Consider the following 18,313-nt stretch of genomic DNA (forward strand, 5'->3'; position numbering starts at 1 on the left):
CAATGAAACAACACGGTTGCCGGAATCGGGAGTCCTCCGGCCTCCAGCGGGAGCAAGCTCCCTCGCCACAAGGCGACCGAGTCGGGTTAACCCTTGCCTTTTGTCCGGGTCATATTCGGCCCGCCATTCTTCTCCAAATGCTCGATGATGATCCCAGCCACATTCTTCCCGGTGGTGGTCTCAATCCCTTCAAGTCCTGGCGACGAGTTCACTTCCATCACCAGCGGCCCGTGATTGGAGCGCAGGATGTCCACACCCGCTACCGCCAACCCCATGACCTTGGCTGCGCGCAATGCCGTCATGCGTTCTTCCGGAGTGATCTTGATCAGGCTCGCGCTGCCACCGCGATGCAGGTTGGAGCGAAACTCGCCGGGTTTGGCCTGGCGCTTCATCGCTGCAATCACCTTGTCGCCGACGACGAAGCAACGAATGTCCGCGCCACCAGCTTCCTTGATGTACTCCTGAACCATGATGTTCTGCTTGAGGCCCATGAACGCCTCAATTACCGATTCTGCGGCGGTAGCGGTTTCGCACAGCACCACGCCGATGCCTTGGGTGCCTTCCAGCACTTTGATCACCAACGGTGCGCCATTGACCATTTCGATCAGGTCGGGAATGTCGTCGGGGGAGTGGGCAAACCCGGTCACCGGCAAGCCGATCCCGCGACGGGACAGCAATTGCAGCGAACGCAGCTTGTCCCGCGAACGGGCAATGGCCACCGATTCGTTGAGCGGAAATACCCCCATCATTTCAAACTGACGCAGCACCGCGCAGCCATAGAACGTCACGGACGCACCGATCCGTGGAATCACCGCATCGAAACCCTCCAACGGTTTGCCGCGGTAGTGGATCTGCGGCTTGTGGCTGGCGATGTTCATGTAGGCGCGCAAGGTGTCGACCACCACCATTTCATGGCCACGCTCGGTACCGGCTTCGACCAGACGACGGGTGGAATACAGACGCGGATTCCGCGACAGCACAGCGATCTTCATGCAACACCTGTGGAGGAGGTAGATACCGGGAACACCGGCTTGTCTTGTACATACTTGATGCCCGGATTGACCACCAACTGGCCGTGGATCAGGGCTTTGGAGCCGAGCAGCAGGCGATAACGCATGGACTTGCGGCAGGCGAGCGTGAACTCGACCCGCCAGACCCGATCACCAAGGGCCAGGGTGGTGCTGATCACGTATCGCACCTGCGCGTGACCGTTTGAGCTTTTAATGGTTTTCATTGTCACCAGCGGTGCTTCGCAGCGCCGGTGACGCAGTTGCACGACGGAGCCCAGGTGCGCGGTGAAGCGCACCCACTGTTCGCCGTCGCGCTCGAATGGCTCGATTTCGGTGGCGTGGAGGCTTGAGGTGCTGGCACCGGTGTCGATTTTTGCCCGAAGGCCCGCGACTCCCAAATCCGGGAGCGCCACCCACTCGCGCAGACCGACAACGGTCAAATGGTCAAATGTCTTCAAAAGTGCTCAACCGGTAGAAACCGCTCGGGCCGCATGCGGCCAAATTCGCGGTATTCACGCAGAATAATGGTTAAAAGGCGACAGATATCTACGGCCCGTATTTCCAGTCTCACAAGGAGGTTATGGAATGTCAGCATTGTAGTCCGGGACGGTGAAATTCTTGGCACGACAGAAACGGTAGTACAGTTCACCAATATTTCAGAATGAGGAAATTCCATGGCACAAAAAAACGAAGAGGACGACAAAGTCCGCCTCGATAAATGGTTGTGGGCTGCACGATTTTACAAAACCCGTGCCTTGGCCAAGGCGGCGATTGAAAGCGGCAAGGTGCATTGCCGGGGCGAACGTTGCAAGCCGGGTAAAGAGCCACGCGTCGGCGATGAGTTTGTGATTCGCACCGGTTTCGATGAGCGCACGGTGGTGGTCCAGGCGTTGTCGATCGTTCGCCGGGGCGCACCGGAGGCGCAGATGCTGTACGCCGAAACTGAAGCCAGCATCGCCAAGCGCGAAAACGCCGCCGCCGAGCGCAAAGCAGGCGCTCTGGGCGTGAGCACCGATGGCAAACCGAGCAAGAAACAGCGACGGGATCTGTTCAAGTTTCGTGGTAGCAGCAATGAATGATTGACCGGGTCCGTCGACCACTCAAACAGGCAAAGACTTGTAATTGTGCTTGCGCGTAGCCATATGGGGTAATTCGCCTACCCTACATGAGCCATTGGCAGCGCCATTCGTCGTAAAGCGCACACAATCGCCGGCCTGTAAGCCATAACCAGACAGCAAGACGCTATGGCCAACGCGCAACCTCGAATTCTGTAATCACTTTTGTCACCACTTCAGATACCCAGACTTATGACTGACCTACCGGATAACGACTTCACCCAACGCTTCATCTTCGATGACAGCGACACCCGTGGCGAGCTGGTCTCGTTGGAGCTCAGCTACGCCGAAGTCCTGGCCAAACACGCCTACCCTCAGCCGGTCGCGCAACTGCTCGGCGAACTGATGGCGGCCGCTTCGTTGCTGGTCGGCACCATGAAGTTCGACGGACTGTTGATTCTGCAGGCCCGTTCCGAAGGCCCGATCCCGCTGCTGATGATCGAGTGCTCCAGCGAGCGCGACATCCGTGGCCTGGCCCGTTACGACGCGGACCGTATCGCTCCCGATGCCACCCTGGCCGACCTGATGCCCGATGGTGTCCTGGCATTGACCATCGACCCGAAACAGGGCCAGCGCTACCAGGGCATCGTCGACCTCGACGGCAAGACCCTGTCCGAGTGCTTCACCAACTATTTCGTCATGTCTCAGCAGGTCGGCACACGTTTCTGGCTGTATGCCGATGGCCGTCGCGCCCGTGGCCTGTTGTTGCAACAACTGCCTGCGGACCGTTTGAAAGACGAAGACGAGCGCGCCGCCAGCTGGCAGCACATCACCACGCTGGGCGGTACGCTGACCGCCGATGAGCTGTTGAGCCTGGACAACGAAACCGTGCTGCATCGCCTGTACCACGACGAGCAGGTGCGTCTGTTCGATGTGCAGAAGTTGCGATTCCGTTGCAGCTGCTCCCGCGAACGTTCGGCCAATGCGCTGGTCAGTCTGGGTATGGAAGACGCGCAAAAACTGGTGGTTGAGCACGGTGGCAACATCGAGATCGACTGCCAGTTCTGCAACCAGCAATACCTGTTCGATGCCGCCGATGTCACTCAATTGTTCGCCGGTGCGGGTATCGAGACGCCGTCAGATACCCGCCACTAAAACGGTTCAGCGCAGGTAAATTCACTGGCTGCCGCCGGATTAATGCCGTTACGACAGGAGGGGCCTACTTTTTTTGGGCTTTTCTGGCATAATCCGGCCCACTTTTTTCGCGGTAGTAGTGCACGACTTTCTACTACAAAAACGTTTGGAGCACTCGGCCACTGGCCGACGGGGAACCTCATGACGCAAGCCAATAACGCCGTGTACACCGATCTGAGTGTTGACGATCTGGTTAAAGAAGCCCTCAACCGCGGTGAAGGCGAGCTTGCCGATACCGGCGCACTGGTTGTTCGTACCGGTCACCGTACCGGCCGTTCGCCAGTCGACCGTTTCATCGTTGAAGAGCCAAGCACCCAGGCCGCCATCGCCTGGGGCCCGATCAACCGCAAGTTCCCGGCCGACAAGTTCGACGCCCTGTGGAACCGTGTTGAAGCTTTCAACAACGCGCAAGAGCATTTCGTTTCCCACGTGCATGTAGGTGCGGCTTCCGAGCATTACCTGGCCGTGAAGATGACCACCCAGACTGCCTGGCAGAACCTGTTCGGCCGTTGCCTGTTCATCAACCCGGCTCAGTACAACCCGGCGGGTCGTGACGAGTGGCAGGTCCTCAACGTTGCCAACTTCGAGTGCGTGCCAGAGCGCGACGGCACCAACTCCGACGGCTGCGTGATCATCAACTTCGCACAGAAGAAAGTGCTGATCGCTGGCATGCGTTACGCCGGTGAAATGAAAAAAGCCATGTTCTCGGTGCAGAACTTCCTGCTGCCGGCTGCCGACGTGCTGCCAATGCACTGCGCTGCCAACATCGGTGAAGAGGGCGACGTGACCCTGTTCTTCGGTCTCTCCGGTACCGGCAAAACCACCCTGTCCGCCGATGAAAGCCGTTACCTGATCGGTGACGACGAACACGGCTGGGGCGAGGGCGTGGTGTTCAACATCGAAGGCGGTTGCTATGCCAAGTGCATCGACCTGTCCGAGAAGAACGAGCCGGTTATCTGGAAAGCCATCAAGCACGGCGCGGTCCTGGAAAACGTCGTCATCGATGACGCCAAGCACGCCGACTACGCTGATGTCAGCCTGACCCAGAACAGCCGCGCCGCTTACCCGCTGGAGCACGTTGCCAAGCGCTCCGAGAAAAACCTCGGTGGCGAGCCGAACGCTGTGATCTTCCTGACCTGCGACCTGACCGGCGTTCTGCCGCCAGTGTCGATCCTCAACGAAGAACAAGCGGCTTACCACTTCCTGTCTGGCTACACCGCACTGGTGGGTTCGACCGAAATGGGTTCGGGCAGCGGCATCAAGTCGACCTTCTCCACCTGCTTCGGCGCACCGTTCTTCCCGCGTCCGGCTGGCGAATACGCTGAGCTGCTGATCAAGCGCATCCGCGGCTTCGGCTCCAAGGTCTACCTGGTCAACACCGGCTGGACCGGCGGTGGCTATGGCGTCGGCAAACGCTTCAACATCCCGACCACCCGCGCAGTGATCGCAGCGATCCAGAGCGGCGCGCTGATCGGTACCGAGACCGAGCACCTGGACACTGTCAACCTCGACGTGCCACTGGCCGTACCGGGCGTTGAGACTGGCCTGCTGAACCCACGCAACACCTGGGCCGACAAAGCCGCCTACGACGAAGCCGCCAAAGCACTGGCCGGCCTGTTCATCGAGAACTTCAAGAAGTTCGAAGTGAGCGACGCGATCAAGGCTGCGGGTCCAAAGTTGTAAGTGTTGGTTTGAGCTAACGAAGAAGCCGCCCCTCGGGGCGGCTTTTTTGTGCAAAAAATTCAGTTTTTCGCGGGCAAGTCAGAATGAGTCAGGCCGTTACAGGCCTTCGAGCTCATCCGTGTCCCAGCGTTGGGCCTTGATAGCCCGGTAGAGCATGTCGAGGGTCAATGGCACCTTTTCGCCGCGACCCTTGGCATTTCGCTTTAGATTCACATCGTAGCCGTCGGGCTGGAAATAGCGATAGCTGTCGAAATCCACGAAATCGATGACGAATTGGTCTTCCAGGGCTTCGATCAAGTGTTGTGCGTCGGTGCCGTTGCAGCCCAGGTCGAAGTTGATCGAGGTGCTGAGGCTGATGGTTTTGCGTTCGGGGAAGCCGAGTTCTTCATGCAGCAGTTGCATGAGTTGCTGCATCAAGTGGTCGTCGGGGAGGTTGGGGGCGAGGTTCATTGGAGGATGCTCCGATAGGCCAGGACGAGAATCAGGTTCAACTGTTTTGCTCTCTCGGTATTTTTCGAGTGCCTGTTCTCGCGAGATAAGCGGCTTGTTGAGGTCTGTCGGAGAAGTATCGAATCCGGCGAGGCGCAAGCTAGCCAAGTAATTTGAACGGCGGACCTTTTCGTAATGAGCTTGTTTTTGTTTTAAGGTCAATTTGCTCATGGGTAGTACCAAATGAATGTCAGGGCCATCGTTGTCTGGCATGAATCACTCTCACCATTTCAACTGCCTTGTCTGCGATCAGGTAGATCATGACGTAGTTGGCGGTCGCAACTATCTCCCGCGTTCCCGGGACTTTGCCTTTTCTGTAAAGAGTCGGACGCTGACGAGCGTTCTCAGCTTTCAACTCGAAAATTTCGTCGAGGGCAATCGCCGCTTCAGGGTTTTCCAGAGTGATGTGATCCATGATTTTGCTTCGGTCATCAAGCGCCGTCTGACGCCAGATTACCTTCATCAACGCGCTCGCTGACGTATGGCATCACGTTTGGCTGCAAATATTCGGCGGGCCTCTTCGTCGCTCACCGTCGGTCTTGAATCATCAAGCCCAATTTTGACCTGCTCCTTGAACCACTCCTCGTATGCGGCGGCATCGTGTGCCTGCTTCATCGCCTCGGAACGATCGGGACGTGTGTAGGTTTTGATTTGGAGTGGATCATAGTTCGATGCGTCCACATCGAAGGTGGTGATGCCTACGTCTTGCAGATAAGTCACCAACGTTTCAAGTCGTTTGAACAGTCGTACCTGTCGACTACGTTGCGCTGTCAGGGAGCATTGTTTGTTCCCGTACGGAATTTGAATCGACCACCCTCCCGGATTCGCGACGATATGCGCGCTGTTTACTGAGCCTTTCTCAACCAATCGTGTGAGGGTGCTGTGATCGATAGTTTCGGCTGTCATGAGAGTGAGTCCATGGGGGAACAATGGCTCACATGCTACGCAATCAATAATAGTTTGCAATATTCGGCTCCTATGTGGGACGGCAGGAATACATCATTGATCAGGCAGGCCGTCCTACTCGGGAACGGGGACCTGCCTGAACGAGCGCGTTAAGCGGGGGCTTTCCAGTTGAGCATGCGTTGCTGGGCGACTTTGAGCAGGTCGCAGCCGTCCTGGGTCAGCAGGTAGAGGGCGTGGGTGATGTGCGGGATGTCTTCGACATCGCCGTCCTTGAAGCTTTGGCAGTGCAGGGTTTGCAGCAGCTCGCTGGAGGCCCGGATGCGCTGGAGGGCGGCTTCGAGGATGTCTTGAGGGTTGGCCTCTGTATCGATGATCAGGGGTGGGGTGTCGGTTAAGTTCGTTTTGAGTGGACGATATCGATTTGGAAATGGATTTGGTGTGGCCACTGAAGAAAACCTCTAGTAAGTGGAAATGTGCGTTCTCTTTTTTTCGAGTGACCAAACCCGAGTCGCTGATTTGGCAGCGACAGTCCGGACTATAGGTTTGAGTCACTGGTTGGGGATAGGCGACAAGGTGTCTTCTTTTGTAGGACCTTGCCGAAGCTTCCATAGGTCGTTGCTGACGGAGTTATCCACAGTGCACCGCGTTGCCGTTCATCGCTGGCAAGCCAGCTCCTACAGGGGGATGTGGTGGGGCTTCAGCCGGTGAGTTTCGGCAGGTGTTGCCGGGCGATGTCGAGCAGGTCGTTGCCGTCCTGGGTCAGCAGGTACAGCGCGCTGACGATCTTGGGGATGTCGCTCGCATCGGCCTGTTTGAAGCACAGGCAATAGAGGGTTTCGAGCAGGTCGCTGGCGGCGCGGATGCGTTGTCGGGCGGCGTCGAGGATCTCGAAGGGGTCGGCCTCGGTATCGATGACCAGCACCGGGGTTTCGCTGTAGCGGGATTTGAGTGGGTGATAGCGATTTGTCAGAGAGTCGGGGTTGTCCATCCAGGTGGGTCCTGTGCGAAATCGGCAAGTGTTTCCGGCAGGCCGAGACACTGCTTTCAGCCGCGCCGACAACTATAGGAGGGCGTGGTGTAGCGGGACAAGACGGCTGAGTTGGACAGGTTTTGTAGGGTGTTTATCGTGCTCTGAGGACGGGGACTACGCATTGTCTGGGGTTTGGGCGACGATACTGCGGAAGGTAAAAACGCCTACAGAGTTGTCAGTCTCTGTGCAGCAAATCCAGGTAAACAGTGCTTCAGAAATTGTCGGGTATTTCGGGTTTGAGGTGATTGTGCCGGCCTCTTCGCGAGCAAGCCCGCTCCCACAGTTTTTTGCGTCGTACTCAAGTCTGCGGAGGACATGGATCGGTGTGGGAGCGGGCTTGCCCGCGAAGGCGATCTGACAGTCGCCCATCCGCTGTATCATCCCGTATCGTTTTTGCCCCCGACCTTTTCTCGACGCGCTGCAATCGCCGGCTAGGCTTTGCTCATCGCAGCGGTCAACGGAGTGACAGCTTATGCACAACACCCTGGAACAGGTTTTCGGTTATCCACAGTTTCGCCCCGGTCAGGAAGCCGCCGTCAGTGCCGTGCTGGCCGGGCGTTCGGCGGCGGCGATTTTCCCCACCGGCTCCGGCAAATCCCTCTGTTATCAGTTACCGGCAGTGTTGCTGCCACACCTGACGCTGGTGGTTTCGCCGTTGCTGGCGCTGATGCAGGATCAGTTGGCGTTCCTGCAGCGCCACGGCATTGCCGCTGGCAGTATCGATTCGGCGCAAAGCCGCGATGACGCCAGCGATGTCATGGCTCGCGCCAAGTCCGGCGAGTTGAAGATTCTGATGATTTCCGTGGAGCGTCTGAAGAACGAGCGTTTCCGCCATTTCCTGCAGCAAGTACCGATCTCGCTGCTGGTGGTGGACGAAGCCCACTGCATCTCGGAATGGGGCCACAACTTCCGTCCGGATTACCTCAAGCTTCCCGACTACCAGCGCCAGTTCAACATCCCGCAGGTGTTGCTGCTGACTGCTACAGCAACACCCAAAGTCATTGCGGATATGCAGACGAAATTCGCCATCGCCGCAGACGATGTGGTGACCACCGGTTTCTATCGACCCAACCTCAATTTGCTGGTGGAGCCGGTGCGCGGCCAGGACAAGCGCCGACGCCTTGTCGAGTGGATGAGCGAGCGACCCGGCCAGCCGAGCATCGTCTATGTGACTTTGCAGAAAACCGCCGAGCACATCGCCGAACACCTGAACCGCAATGGTATTCAGGCCGAGGCCTATCACGCCGGGTTACCCCACGATCAGCGTGAAGGTATCCAGAAGCGCTTCATGGGCGGGCAGTCCAATTGCATCGTCGCCACCATCGCCTTCGGCATGGGCATCGACAAGAGCGACATCCGTAACGTGGTGCATTTCGACCTGCCCAAATCCATCGAGAACTACAGCCAGGAAATCGGCCGCGCCGGGCGTGACGGTCAGCCGTCGGACTGCCTGGTATTGGCCAACCGCGACAGCCTCAATGTGCTGGAAAACTTCGTCTACGGCGACACGCCCGAGCTGGACGGCATCCGCAGTGTGCTCGACGAGATACACGCCGTCGCACCCGAAGGACAATGGGAGTTCCTTCTGGGGCCGTTGGCGGATCAAAGCAACATTCGTCAATTGCCGCTCAGGACCTTGCTGGTACAACTCGAGTTGCGCGGGTTGATCGCCCCGCGCTACGCCTACTACGCCGAGTACCGTTTCAAATATTTGCAGGAGCCCGAAGCGCTGCTGGCGCGTTTTGAAGGCGAGCGCAGGGATTTCGTCGCTGCGATCATCCAGACCTCCAGCCGTGCACGGACCTGGGCCACGGTGAATTTCGACGCGCTGTATGAGCAGCACCAGGCTGAGCGTAGTCGGGTGGTGAAGGCGCTGGATTACTTTCAGGAAAAGGGATGGGTCGAACTGGAAAGCAAGCAGATGACCGAAGTCTACAGCGTGCTGCAAAGTGGTTTCGACAGTGTCGCGTTGAGCCAGGAGTTGCACGGGTATTTCACTCGGCATGAACAAACCGAGATTGCGCGGATTCACGCGATGCTGGATCTGTTCGCCACCGACCATTGCCTGGGTTATCGCCTGGCTGAGTATTTCGGCGACCACAATGCACCGCAGCAATGCGGGCATTGTTCGGTGTGTCACGGGCAAGTGGCTCGGTTGCCTGCACCACCGGAGTTGCCGGCGCTTGTGGATAAAAACTTCGGGACGCTGTGTGGCGATTTTATCCACAGGCACGAGCAGCACACAGGCAACGTGCCCTCGGCTGAGCGCGTGACACGGTTTCTGTGCGGGATCAGCGTGCCGCTGTTCACCAAACTCAAGGCGCGGTCGATTTCGGGGTTTGCGGCGCTGGAAGATTATCCGTATGCCGCGGTGCGCAGTTGGGCCGAGCGGCATCTTGCAGGCTGAACCGTATCCCCTGTGGGAGCGGGCTTGCTCGCGAAAGCGGTGGGTCAGTCACCGTCACTGCCAATTGATGGATCGCCTTCGCGAGCAAGCCCGCTCCCACAGAAATTGGCGGCACATCCATCCGCTGAATGTTGCTCATCACAGGAATAAATTTCAAAAAAATCCACTGGCTGACTATGGTGGTGGCTGTCTTCGGATCGCCAACAAGAGAACAAAACATGAGCCAGACACCGTCGAATATTCAGCGCGCAGCCGTCGTCGGCGCGGGCACCATGGGCCGTGGCATTGTCATGTGCCTGGCCAACGCCGGAGTGGCCGTGCAGTGGGTCGACAATAACCCGCAAATGCTGGAGCAAGCGCTGGCCACCGTGGCGGACACCTACGCTCATAACGTGCGCCAGGGCCGGATTGACCAGAGCGAGGCCGATGCCCGTGTCGCGCGTGTTACGGCGGCAGAAGGTTTTACGGCTATCCGCGATGTCGACCTGGTCATCGAGGCGGTGTACGAAAACCTTGAGCTCAAACAAAAAATCTTCCGCGAGCTCGATGGCCTGCTCAAACCCGAAGCCATTCTGGCCAGCAATACTTCGGCGCTGGATATCGACGCCATTGCGGCGGTTACGCGCCGGCCGCAGCAGGTTCTGGGGCTGCACTTCTTCAGCCCGGCGCACATCATGAAACTGCTGGAAATCGTCCGCGGAGACCAGACTGCACCGGCAGTCATCGAAGCTGCACTGGCGTTGGGCAAGCGCATGGGCAAGGTCAGCGTGGTGGCGGGCAACTGCGATGGCTTCATTGGCAACCGCATGCTCAATACCTACGTGTTGGAGGCGCGCAAAATGCTGCTGGAGGGGGCTTATCCCTATCAGGTGGATGCGGCACTGCAAGGCTTTGGTTTCGCCATGGGGCCGTTCCGCATGTTCGACGTGGTCGGCGTCGACCTGCAGTGGCGCGCCCGGCAACTGTCCGGTGTCGGGCAGGATGCGCCGGAAGTTCAGGTGGATAACCGACTGTGCGAAATGGAGCGTTTTGGCCAGAAAAGTGGCAATGGTTATTACCACTATGAGCCGGGCAGTCGCCAGGCCGAACATGATCCACAGGTGGATGCGCTGGTGCTGGAAGTCAGTGAAGGGCTGGGGTTCCAGCGTCGCGAGATCGGCCCGGAAGAAATTCTGGAGCGCTGCTTGCTGGCATTGGTCAACGAGGGCGCGAAGATTCTTCAGGAAGGTATTGCCGGGTCAGCTCACGACATTGATCTGGTTTACCTTAATGGCTACGGTTTCCCGGCGGACAAGGGCGGCCCGATGGCCTGGGCCGATCAGCAAGGGTTGGCGGATATTCATCGGCGCTTGATGGACCTTGAGACGCGTCAGGGCGATCACTGGCAACCGGCGCGGTTGATTGGTGAGCTGGCTGCGGCCGGCAAGGGGTTTGCCGACCATTGATTGATGGGGCGCCTGTAAGGATGCCTTTGCGAGCAAGCCCGCTCCCACATTGAATATCGGTCGTACACACAATCTGTGCTCGGCGAAGATCAAATGTGGGAGCGGGCTTGCTCGCGAAGAACGATAACGCGGTTTTCGCCTTAGACTGGCGAACCTACTCAGGAACCAACGCTGATGCCCCAACGCACCGACTATCCGCACTTCCAGCCCATCACCACCCGCTGGCACGACAATGACACCTACGGTCACATCAACAACGTCACTTACTACAGCTTCTTCGATACGGCGGTGAATACCTACCTGATCGAAGTCGGCGGCCTGGATATCCATGAAGGTGAGGTGGTGGGTTTCGTGGTGAGTTCGGCTTGTGATTACTTTGCTTCCATTGCCTTCCCGGACCGGATCGAGATCGGCCTGCGGGTGGGCAAGTTGGGCAACAGTTCGGTGCAATACGAACTGGCAGTATTCAAGCAGGGAGAAGACGAAGCCTGCGCGGCAGGACGCTTCGTGCATGTGTTTGTCGATCGGGTGTCGAATCAACCCGTGGCGATTCCGGCAGGGTTGCGCGGGGCGCTGCAGCGTCTGGTGGTTCAGTAAGGAAAAAAAACCGCAGCCCTTGGGCTGCGATTTTTGATGTGCCAGTTATAGCGAGGCGATGGATGCCTTAGTCGTCGTCGTGCCAGCGATGCTTGCGGTGGCCATAGGCATGACCGTGGTGACGGTGGCCGTCGCGGTAGTAGCGACGACGGTCATGGTCGCGATACGAACGACGATCGCCGTCTTCATCATCGTACTCTTTGCCCATGTAGTTACCCAGCGCGCCACCGGCGCCGCCGCCTGCTGCGGCGCCGATCAGGCTGCCGCTGGTGCCGCCCATGCTGCGGCCGACCACGTTACCGCCCGCGGCACCCAACGCACCGCCAAGGGCTGCTTCACCACGGCTGTGTTTGTTTGCGCCGACGGCGCTACCACCCGCGCCGCCCAGGGCCGCGCCGATGGTGGAACCGGTATTGCCGCCTAACGACTGGCCGACGACCGAGCCCAGAACCCCGCCCAATGCGCCGCCTACACCGGCTTCGGTGGTGCCGCCAGCAGACGCAATACCGCTGACCAGGCCAAGGGACAACAAGAGAATCGAGGAGAACTTCATGGAGGAACCTCAAGGGGATGACGGCGCGATCCTGAGGCTCTGGAATAGGCGTGACAATCGAAATCCGACGAATAACACGACCTGTATACAATATTGCAAGTTGCTGTTTTTTGGGCGGAACTTAACGTTTTTTTGCCGGTCTGTTACTACTTCGCAAAGGCCGTTTTCATGAGAAAACGGCCTTTTTTGTGGGCGATTGGAAAGGGCTGGATCCGGAAAATTTGTTGCTTGATCTACCGTATTCGCGAGCAAGCCCGCTCCCACATTTGATCTTCAGCGAACACAAAATTTGTGTACGGCAGAGATTCAATGTGGGAGCGGGCTTGCTCGCGAAGAGGCTGGCTCAGGCGAAGTGTTACGCAGACCTGGCCATGATCAACCCACTCTCACTCGCCGCTTCCAAACGAATCGCCACAAACTTCGACGTTGGCGTATGGCTGCCATCGCCGGTGCTTTCCAGCGGCACCAGCGGATTCACTTCCGGGTAGTAGGCCGCCGCTTGCCCGGCCGGGATATCAAACGCCAGCAGCGTGAAGCCTTTTACCCGACGTTCAATGCCATCGTTCCAGAGCGAAACGATGTCAGCCTTCTGCCCCGGTCTGAAGCCCAGGCGAATGATGTCGGCTTCGTTGACGAACAACACGTCCCGCTGACCTTTCACGCCGCGATAACGGTCGTTGAGGCCATAGATGGTGGTGTTGTACTGATCGTGGGAGCGCATCGATTGCATGATCAGGTCCGGCAGCACGCCAGTGGCGCGAGTGCGTTCGTGCACCAGGTCTTTTGGCAGCGCGTTCGGGCGGAAATTGGCCCGGCCTGAGGCAGTGTTCCACTTGCGTGCGCCGGCACTGTTGCCCAGGTAGAAACCGCCGGGGTTTTTGATCTTCTCGTTGAAGTCCTTGAAGCCTGGAATGGTCTCGGCGATCAAGTCGCGGATACGGCCGTAATCGGCCACCAGCCAGTTCCAGTCCACCGGGTGGTTGCCCAGGGTCGCGGCGGCGATGCCGGCCAGGATCGCCGGTTCCGAACGCATCTGGTTCGACAGCTGCTGCAACTGACCGTTGGAGGCATGGACCATGCTGAACGAATCCTCGACGGTCACCGCTTGCGGGCCTTCGCTCTGGATATCGATGTCGGTGCGGCCCAGGCACGGCAAGATCAGCGCGTCCTTACCGTGGGTCAGATGGCTGCGGTTGAGCTTGGTGCTGATCTGCACGGTCAGGTCGCAGTTTTGCAGGGCCTGGAACGTGCGTGGGCTGTCCGGTGTGGCTTGCGCGAAGTTGCCGCCCAGACCGATGAAAACTTTCGCCCGGCCTTCAGCCATGGCGTGAATGGCTTCGACCACGTTATGGCCGTTGTGGCGTGGCACCTTGAACTGGAAGCGGCGCTCCAGTGCATCGAGGAACGCCACGGGTGGGCGCTCGTTGATACCCATGGTCCGGTCGCCCTGCACGTTGCTGTGGCCGCGTACCGGGCACAGTCCGGCACCAGGCCGACCAATGTTGCCGCGCAGCATCATCAGGTTGGCGATTTCCTGGATGGTCGCCACCGAATGGCGATGCTGGGTGATGCCCATGGCCCAGCACATGATGACGTTCTTGCTCTTGGCATACATGCGTGCCGCTTGTTCGATTTCCGCCAGGGGCAGGCCCGATTGCTCGACGATCTGCTCCCACGGCGTATCGTCGATGGTCGCCAGGTACTCCAGCACGTTGGCGCTGTGTTCATTGAGGAAGTCGTGGTCGAACACTGCCGGGGCGCCGGTTTTCTGCGCATCGCGCTCCCACAGCAGGAGGAATTTGGCCATGCCGCGCATGATCGCCATGTCGCCACCCAGGGCTGGGCGGAAGAACGCGGTGTTGGTCGGCCTGTCGCCGTTGGTGAGCATTTCGATCGCATGCTGCGGATGCTGGAAGCGCTCCAGGCCACGCTCTTTCAGCGGGTTGATGCACACCACTTGAGCGCCGCGCTTCACCGCTTCGCGCAGCGGTTCGAGCATCCGCGGGTGGTTGGTGCCGGGGTTCTGGCCCCAGACGAAAATCGCATCGGCGTGTTCGAAGTCGTCGAACGTCACCGTGCCTTTGCCGACACCGACGCTTTGCGACAACGCAACACCGCTGGCCTCGTGACACATGTTCGAGCAGTCAGGGAAGTTGTTGGTGCCATAGGCGCGCACGAACAGCTGATAGAGGTACGCTGCTTCGTTGCTGGCGCGGCCCGACGTGTAGAACTCGGCCTGATCCGGGCTCGACAAGCCGTTCAGGTGTTTGGCGATCAGCGCGAAGGCATCGTCCCAACTGATGGGTTTGTAGCGATCGGTTTCGGCGTCGTAGCTCATCGGCTCGGTCAGGCGGCCCTGATACTCGAGCCAGTAGTCGCTCTGCTCCAGCAGCGCGGTGACGCTGTGTTTGGCGAAGAATCCGGCATCGACACGGCGTTTGGTCGCTTCCCAGTTCACCGCTTTGGCGCCGTTCTCGCAGAACATCACCATGCCGCCTTCCTGAGAGTCACCCCAGGCGCAACCGGGACAGTCGAAGCCGCCGTTCTTGTTGGTCTTGAGCATCATGCGCAGGTTTTTCAGCGCGTTGTCGCTGGTCAACCAGGCCTGGGCCACGCTGATCAGTGCGCCCCAGCCACCGGCCGGGCCTTTGTAGGGCTTGTAGCGAGGGACGGGTTTCTGGTCGGCTTGACGGTGTTGACTCACGCTTGATTCTCCGACGTTGGGCTGTAGACCCGCGGCGCATTCTTCTGTGGCAGATGGATGAGATTGAGGTTGTGGCGACGGGCCCATTGCACGGCAAGGCCCGTGGGCGACGACAGGCTGACCAGGGTCTGGATGCCGGCGCGCAAGACTTTCTGGATCAATTCGAGGCTGCAGCGACTGGTGACAATCGCCAGGCCACCCGCGGTCGGGATGTTCTGGCGGACGAGTCCACCGATCAGCTTGTCGAGGGCGTTGTGCCGACCGATGTCTTCGCGGCCCAGCAGCAGCTCGCCCTTGTCATTCATGAACACTGCCGCATGCACCGCGCCGCTATGCTGGCCCAAGGGCTGGAAGGCGCCGATGCGCTCGCGCAGGCCAACAAGCCATTCGACCGGCGGCAACGGGGCGCCGGGCAATACCTGAAGGTCCGGCAAAGCCTGTTCGACCGCCTCCACGCCGCACAGCCCGCAACCGCTGGTGCCGGCCAGTTGCCGACGCTGCTGCTTGAGGTTCCAGAAGGCGCGGTTGGCAATGGTCACTTGCGCGTATTGCGCCGATCCCGAGCCGCTCAGTTGCAGGTCATAGATGTCCGTGGCGTCCTGGATGATGCCGCTGCCCAGGCTGAAGCCGACGATGAAGTCTTCGAGGTCGGTCGGTGTCACCAGCATGACGGCCTGGCTGATGCCGTTGTAGGCGATCGCCAGCGCCACTTCCTCGGCCAGCGCGGTGCTGGCCGATTCCGAGTGCTCGAGGTTGCTGTAGCTGTACGTCTGGCTGGCCGCGGGCGCGGGTGTTTCGAGGGCAGGCGCCGCGCAGGCAGGGCGCTTGGTGTTCATGGCATCACCGACGGTTTGATCAGCTTTAAGACTAGGCGCGGCAACTTGTCGCGTCTAATCGCTATTACTGATCTACCGATAGATGCCGTCGATCAAGCGCCGATCAACGATTGCTGATAAATCGCGAAACAGGCCTCCGCCAGGGCCGAGCGTGGCGCGCTGCGACGCATGATCAGCCCCAGCCGGCCGAGGGTCTGGGCGTTTTCTATCGGTTGCAGGCGCAAGTGGTCGGTCAGCCCTTCGAGGCCACCGTCCAAGGGCATCACGGCGCAACACAGGCCGCCGTGCACCGCTTGTAACAGTTGATGGACGGCATCCGTTTGCAACAAAGGCTGCGGGTTGAGGCCGCGGCTGTGGAAGTTGTGGTCGATGGACTGGCGAAAGTGCATGCCGCTGGTGAGCATGCCCAGCGGCAGCTCGATCAACGATTCCCAACTCAGCGGTGCCTCGCCAAAGGTGAAAAAGCGCTGGTCGTAGAGCAGGCCCATGCGGGTTTCACTGAAGGTCAGCGAGTCGAAGCGTTCGGCATCCAGGCGCTCCAGATATGACACGCCGAGATCCAGGCGATTGTTCGCCAGTTGTTCGAGGATCTGTTCCGAACTCAACGCCGAAAGCTCGAAGCGCAGGTTCGGGTGTTCGGCGTGCAGGCGTTGCAGCAGCGGCAGTGGATCGAAGCTCGACAACGGCACCATGCCCAGACGCAAAGTGCCGACCAGATTGCCGCGACAGGCGGCGGCCTCGGCATACAAGCCGTCATAGGCCGCCAACACCGTGCGCGCCCAAGCCAGCACCCGCTCGCCCGGCGCGGTAAAGCCTTCGAAGCGCTGGCCGCGATTGACCAGCGGCAGGTCGAGTTCTTCTTCGAGGCTGCGCAGGCGCATGGACAGGGTCGGCTGGGTGATGTGGCAGCGTGCGGCGGCCTGGCCGAAATGGCGGGTTTCGTCGAGCGCGATGAGGAATTTCAGCTGCTTGATGTCCATCTTCGCTCCAGGGTGCGGGAAGGTGCGGATTCTATCGCAAGCGGGGTCATTGGTCGGGTTGGAATCGCAGGTGACGGTCGTGGTCTAGGCTTTGGCGTCTGGAACCCGAAACCCAAGGAGCGTGCACCATGAGTCTTTTGAGCTTTGTGAAAGAAGCAGGCGAAAAACTGCTGGATTTGCTGACACCCGGCAACGCCAATGCCAGTGAGCAGTTGAAGGCGCACATCAGCAAGGTCGGCCTGGGCAACCCGAATGTGCAGGCGACGGTCGAGGGTGACAAGGTCACGGTGACCGGCGCAGTGGCGAGCCAGGAAGAGAAGGAGAAGATCCTGCTGGCGGTGGGCAACATCGCCGGGGTTGGCAGCGTGGATGATCAGATTACCGTGACTGGGCCTGTCGTTGCTGCCGCACGTTTTGTGGTCGTGAAAAAGGGCGACACCCTCAGCGCGATATCCTTGGCCGTATATGGAAATGCCAACCAGTACAACAAGATTTTTGAAGCCAACAAGCCAATGCTGTCGCACCCGGACAAGATCTATCCGGGGCAGTCGTTGCGGATTCCTGAGTAACCTGTGAAACCGTGTGATGGCTTTCGCGAGCAAGCCCGCTCCCACATTTGATCTTCATCGCACACAATTTTTGTGTTCACTGCAGATCCAGTGTGGGAGCGGGCTTGCTCGCGAAGCAGGTAACGCGGTCTACAGCCCCGCTATCAAATCCCGATAATCCCCGACCGCTGCAAACTCCGCCGTATCCTTCGGCCCCTTGCGGCTGTCTGGTTCGCGCACGGCCAGCAAATGCGCCACACCAAAATCCCGTGCGCTGCGCAGGATCGGCAAAGTGTCGTCGATGAACAGGCTGCGCGCCGGATCGAAATCGATATCGGCTTGCAACGCATCCCAGAATTGCGGGTTTTCCTTGGGGAAGCCGTAGTCATGGGAGCTGATCAAGCGTTCGAAGTAGGGCGCCAGTTGGATTTTTTCCAGCTTCAACGACAGCGCATCCCGATGGGCATTGGTGATCAGCACCACGCGCTTGCCGGCCTGTTTGATCGCTGCCAGAAAGGTGTCGGCATCCGGGCGCAGGGCGATCAGGTGCGCGGTTTCCAGTTTCAGGTCGCGCACTGACAGCTTCAATTCGGCGCTCCAGAAATCCAGGCAGTACCACTGCAACTGGCCGGCATTGCGTTCGAACAACGGCTGCAACTCCATCTCGGCCATGGCCCGGCTGACCCCGTGCAGTTCGGCGTAACGCTGGGGCAAATGCTCCATCCAGAAGTGGTTGTCGAAATGCAGATCCAGCAGCGTGCCGTCCATGTCCAGCAGAACGGTATCGATGTCGGACCACGGTAATGAAGGCATGGCAAAGTCTCGGACGGTAGAAAGATATCTGGCGTAAACAATCGGGTAAGCCGCGTTATAGTA

The 18,313-nt window shown here is 59.1% G+C and carries 19 protein-coding genes and 1 pseudogene; 7 read left to right on the forward strand and 13 right to left on the reverse strand.

Annotated elements, in window-relative coordinates; genetic code table 11:
- Window positions 1–86: 86 nt before the first annotated feature.
- Window positions 87–992 carry a 30S ribosomal protein S6--L-glutamate ligase gene (gene rimK / locus AC07XF_RS05050; protein ID WP_007972871.1) on the reverse strand — a complete coding sequence of 302 codons (906 nt, stop codon included), beginning with the start codon at window positions 990–992 and terminating at the stop codon, window positions 87–89.
- Entirely contained in the window at window positions 989–1,468 is a 480-nt protein-coding gene (rimB, locus tag AC07XF_RS05055; protein ID WP_007983163.1) for a retropepsin-like aspartic endopeptidase RimB, read from the reverse strand. The genes rimK and rimB overlap by 4 nt, the downstream gene beginning before the upstream one ends.
- Before the next feature lie 216 nt (window positions 1,469–1,684).
- Between rimB and AC07XF_RS05060 the strand changes: the two genes are divergently transcribed.
- The 3 genes from AC07XF_RS05060 (at window position 1,685) to AC07XF_RS05070 (ending at window position 4,942) form a co-directional block, all read left to right on the forward strand.
- Complete coding sequence (locus AC07XF_RS05060; protein WP_108231466.1) at window positions 1,685–2,089, forward strand: S4 domain-containing protein; 405 nt, start codon at window positions 1,685–1,687, stop codon at window positions 2,087–2,089.
- 228 nt (window positions 2,090–2,317) lie between these two features.
- A complete protein-coding gene (gene hslO / locus AC07XF_RS05065) occupies window positions 2,318–3,220 on the forward strand; it encodes an Hsp33 family molecular chaperone HslO (RefSeq protein ID WP_495025641.1) in 903 nt (300 codons plus the stop codon).
- Between the two features lie 180 nt (window positions 3,221–3,400).
- Window positions 3,401–4,942 carry a phosphoenolpyruvate carboxykinase gene (locus AC07XF_RS05070; RefSeq protein ID WP_495025642.1) on the forward strand — a complete coding sequence of 514 codons (1,542 nt, stop codon included), beginning with the start codon at window positions 3,401–3,403 and terminating at the stop codon, window positions 4,940–4,942.
- 96 nt (window positions 4,943–5,038) lie between these two features.
- Here AC07XF_RS05070 and AC07XF_RS05075 read toward each other — a convergent pair whose 3' ends face one another.
- The 6 genes and pseudogenes from AC07XF_RS05075 to AC07XF_RS05100 form a co-directional block, all read right to left on the reverse strand.
- On the reverse strand, window positions 5,039–5,392 hold the full coding sequence (locus tag AC07XF_RS05075; RefSeq protein ID WP_495025746.1) for a DUF1493 family protein: 354 nt from the start codon (window positions 5,390–5,392) through the stop codon (window positions 5,039–5,041).
- Between the two features lie 66 nt (window positions 5,393–5,458).
- A pseudogene (locus AC07XF_RS05080) lies at window positions 5,459–5,644 on the reverse strand (YhfG family protein); the annotation flags it as partial.
- Complete coding sequence (locus AC07XF_RS05085) at window positions 5,622–5,894, reverse strand: type II toxin-antitoxin system RelE/ParE family toxin (protein ID WP_495025643.1); 273 nt, start codon at window positions 5,892–5,894, stop codon at window positions 5,622–5,624. The gene AC07XF_RS05085 and the pseudogene AC07XF_RS05080, both read right to left, overlap by 23 nt.
- Window positions 5,894–6,337 carry a hypothetical protein gene (locus tag AC07XF_RS05090; protein WP_495025644.1) on the reverse strand — a complete coding sequence of 148 codons (444 nt, stop codon included), beginning with the start codon at window positions 6,335–6,337 and terminating at the stop codon, window positions 5,894–5,896. Before AC07XF_RS05090 ends, AC07XF_RS05085 begins: the two co-directional genes overlap by 1 nt.
- 149 nt (window positions 6,338–6,486) lie before the next feature.
- Entirely contained in the window at window positions 6,487–6,783 is a 297-nt protein-coding gene (locus AC07XF_RS05095) for a hypothetical protein (RefSeq protein ID WP_495025645.1), read from the reverse strand.
- A 251-nt stretch (window positions 6,784–7,034) separates the two neighbouring features.
- Window positions 7,035–7,325 (reverse strand): hypothetical protein, encoded by a 291-nt coding sequence (locus AC07XF_RS05100; protein ID WP_495025646.1) that lies wholly within the window; start codon window positions 7,323–7,325, stop codon window positions 7,035–7,037.
- A gap of 514 nt (window positions 7,326–7,839) precedes the next feature.
- Here AC07XF_RS05100 and AC07XF_RS05105 point away from each other — a divergent pair.
- From AC07XF_RS05105 to AC07XF_RS05115, 3 genes are all read left to right on the forward strand, one after another.
- Window positions 7,840–9,774, forward strand: coding sequence for a RecQ family ATP-dependent DNA helicase (locus AC07XF_RS05105; RefSeq protein WP_495025647.1), 1,935 nt, complete (start codon window positions 7,840–7,842; stop codon window positions 9,772–9,774).
- Window positions 9,775–9,992: 218 nt separating this feature from the next.
- Window positions 9,993–11,219 (forward strand): 3-hydroxyacyl-CoA dehydrogenase, encoded by a 1,227-nt coding sequence (locus AC07XF_RS05110; protein WP_495025648.1) that lies wholly within the window; start codon window positions 9,993–9,995, stop codon window positions 11,217–11,219.
- A 174-nt stretch (window positions 11,220–11,393) separates the two neighbouring features.
- Window positions 11,394–11,816 carry an acyl-CoA thioesterase gene (locus AC07XF_RS05115; RefSeq protein WP_495025649.1) on the forward strand — a complete coding sequence of 141 codons (423 nt, stop codon included), beginning with the start codon at window positions 11,394–11,396 and terminating at the stop codon, window positions 11,814–11,816.
- Window positions 11,817–11,883: 67 nt separating this feature from the next.
- On the opposite strand, the gene AC07XF_RS05120 is transcribed toward AC07XF_RS05115, so the two are convergent.
- The 4 genes from AC07XF_RS05120 to AC07XF_RS05135 all read right to left on the reverse strand — a co-directional run bounded on the left by AC07XF_RS05120 (window position 11,884) and on the right by AC07XF_RS05135 (window position 16,889).
- Window positions 11,884–12,369, reverse strand: coding sequence for a glycine zipper domain-containing protein (locus AC07XF_RS05120; RefSeq protein ID WP_495025650.1), 486 nt, complete (start codon window positions 12,367–12,369; stop codon window positions 11,884–11,886).
- A gap of 355 nt (window positions 12,370–12,724) precedes the next feature.
- Window positions 12,725–15,073 (reverse strand): FdhF/YdeP family oxidoreductase, encoded by a 2,349-nt coding sequence (locus AC07XF_RS05125; RefSeq protein ID WP_495025651.1) that lies wholly within the window; start codon window positions 15,071–15,073, stop codon window positions 12,725–12,727.
- A complete protein-coding gene (gene fdhD / locus AC07XF_RS05130) occupies window positions 15,070–15,909 on the reverse strand; it encodes a formate dehydrogenase accessory sulfurtransferase FdhD (RefSeq protein WP_495025652.1) in 840 nt (279 codons plus the stop codon). Before fdhD ends, AC07XF_RS05125 begins: the two co-directional genes overlap by 4 nt.
- Before the next feature lie 92 nt (window positions 15,910–16,001).
- Entirely contained in the window at window positions 16,002–16,889 is an 888-nt protein-coding gene (locus AC07XF_RS05135; protein WP_495025653.1) for a LysR family transcriptional regulator, read from the reverse strand.
- 128 nt (window positions 16,890–17,017) lie between these two features.
- Between AC07XF_RS05135 and lysM the strand changes: the two genes are divergently transcribed.
- Entirely contained in the window at window positions 17,018–17,458 is a 441-nt protein-coding gene (gene lysM, locus AC07XF_RS05140) for a peptidoglycan-binding protein LysM (protein WP_495025654.1), read from the forward strand.
- Window positions 17,459–17,587: 129 nt separating this feature from the next.
- Here lysM and yrfG read toward each other — a convergent pair whose 3' ends face one another.
- Complete coding sequence (gene yrfG, locus AC07XF_RS05145) at window positions 17,588–18,250, reverse strand: GMP/IMP nucleotidase (protein ID WP_008003188.1); 663 nt, start codon at window positions 18,248–18,250, stop codon at window positions 17,588–17,590.
- Between the last annotated feature and the right edge of the window lie 63 nt (window positions 18,251–18,313).

Source organism: Pseudomonas sp. GW821-FHT01C01 (genome assembly GCF_059422645.1).